The organism is Kitasatospora sp. NPDC048540 (assembly GCF_040651175.1).
Classification (GTDB): Bacteria; Actinomycetota; Actinomycetes; order Streptomycetales; family Streptomycetaceae; genus Kitasatospora.
In genome coordinates this window covers 1-1,716 of sequence record NZ_JBEZIR010000264.1, presented here as the reverse complement: position 1 = coordinate 1,716, position 1,716 = coordinate 1, and the positions used below count along the sequence as shown (strand labels likewise).

Annotated in this window: 2 protein-coding genes; both read right to left on the bottom strand. The window is 73.3% G+C overall.

The window, feature by feature from the left end:
- Positions 1 to 611 (bottom strand): hypothetical protein (locus tag AB0D08_RS40725; RefSeq protein WP_359895419.1); only part of this gene is annotated, 611 nt, incomplete at its 3' end.
- Between the two features lie 124 nt (positions 612 to 735).
- Positions 736 to 1,716: hypothetical protein (locus tag AB0D08_RS40720; RefSeq protein WP_359895418.1), on the bottom strand; the 981-nt coding region annotated here is incomplete at its 5' end.

Sequence of the window (1,716 nt, the reverse complement as noted above, 5' to 3'; positions counted from 1 at the left end):
AGATCGTGCAACGCGTACCCCGCACCACCCACACCGCCGTACCGGATCTCCGACCACGCAGCGATCGCCGCCGGGAACCCCGGCGGATAGACACCGGGCAGGTGGTGGCCGTGCAGCATGGAGTTGGCCATCGCGACCAGCGTGCTCGGGTCGCCGTCCTGGCCGCCGAGCGGCGCCGAGGTGCCGCTGAGCGCGAGCACCGTGCCGCCGGCGATCACGCCGGTGGACAGGCCCGCGAGCGCCGCGCACACCAGCCGCTTCACCAGCTGGTGCCGCAGCACCGAACCCCGGTAGGCGGTGTACACCAGCAGCGCCAGCAGCGGCAGACCGAGCAGCGCGACGTACAGCTGGAGTTCGGCGAGACCGCTGACCTGGTCGATCCGGACCAGGGGGTTCAGGTCGACCGTGGTGGACAGGGCCGCGAAGCCGAGTGCGGCCAGCAGGGCGGCCGATGCCTCGGCGGCCGCCCACCACGTGCGCCGGGACGGACGGCGGCGCCCGGCGGGCCGCGGGCCTCCCGGCTCCGGGCGGCGGGGAGCCGGTACCCGGGCCGAGAGGCGGCCCCGGACGGAGCGCCCGGGCCCGGGCGGAGCGGGTGCGTTCGTGGTCATGCGTCCCCCTGGATTGTCGGGCGGCCCCCGGGGCCGGCTCCGCGACCGTGCCGGCCCGACGGGCCGCGGTACGACGACCGGGGCCGGCGGAGTGCTCCGCCGGCCCCGGTCGTCGGCTCCGAGCCTACTTCTGCGCCTGGTCCAGCCAGGGGGCCTTGCGGCCGCAGACCGCCGGCCAGTCCGCCTCGGCCACGTTGCCGCACCAGATGTAGCCGTCGTCGGCGCTGGGCTTCCAGTCCTTGACGATCGGGTCGGCGCAGCGGGAGACGGGCGAGTACTTCGGGCACTTGCCGTTGGGCTTCTTGATCGTGTGGGCGCGCCAGGCGTCGAGGCCCATGGTGCCCTTGGACTGGTCCTCCGGCATGTAGCGGTTGACCGACCAGGAGGCGCCCATGGTGGCGAACAGCGCGAGCGCGCAGACCATGCCGGCCGCGAGCTGGCGGATCACCCGGCCCGGGATGACCTGGGTGGTGGAGTCCTTGGCGGCCAGCGCCCGGTTGCCCCAGCCGGTCCCCCGGTCCACCACCGCCATCAGGCCCAGCACCGCCAGGATCATCAGGCAGTACATGATGATCCACGTCGTCCGCGGGTACAGCTGGATCGCCTTGTTGTGCGCCATGTGCGAGGCGAACCAGAACCGCATCAGCCACGCACCCGCCAGCGTCGCCGCCGCCGCCCGCACCGCGATGTTCTTCAGCCCCAGACCGATGCCCAGCCCCACACCCGCGATCAGCAGCAGCGCGAACCCGGTCTGGCCGGCCAGCTCACCGGCCACCGGCCAGGTGTGGAAGTCCAGTGTCCCGGACCGGTCCGAGGCCCAGCCCAGCACGTACGCCGGATCGATGTAGACGGTCAGGTAGGCGTAGCGGTCGGGAACGTCCGCGCCCAGCGTGAGGATCTGATAGAGCAGCGGGGAGGCCACGGCCGCGGCGCCGACCAGAGTGACGCCGACGAACACCAGGGCCCGGATCACGGCCGTACGGCCCTTGCGCCACGGGAAGGTGCCCAGGGCGAGCAGGAGGACGCCGGGCGCCGCCCACAGGTACCAGCCCGAGTACCACAGGAACATCAGCCCGAACACCGCACCGAACCCCAGCCCCCGCAG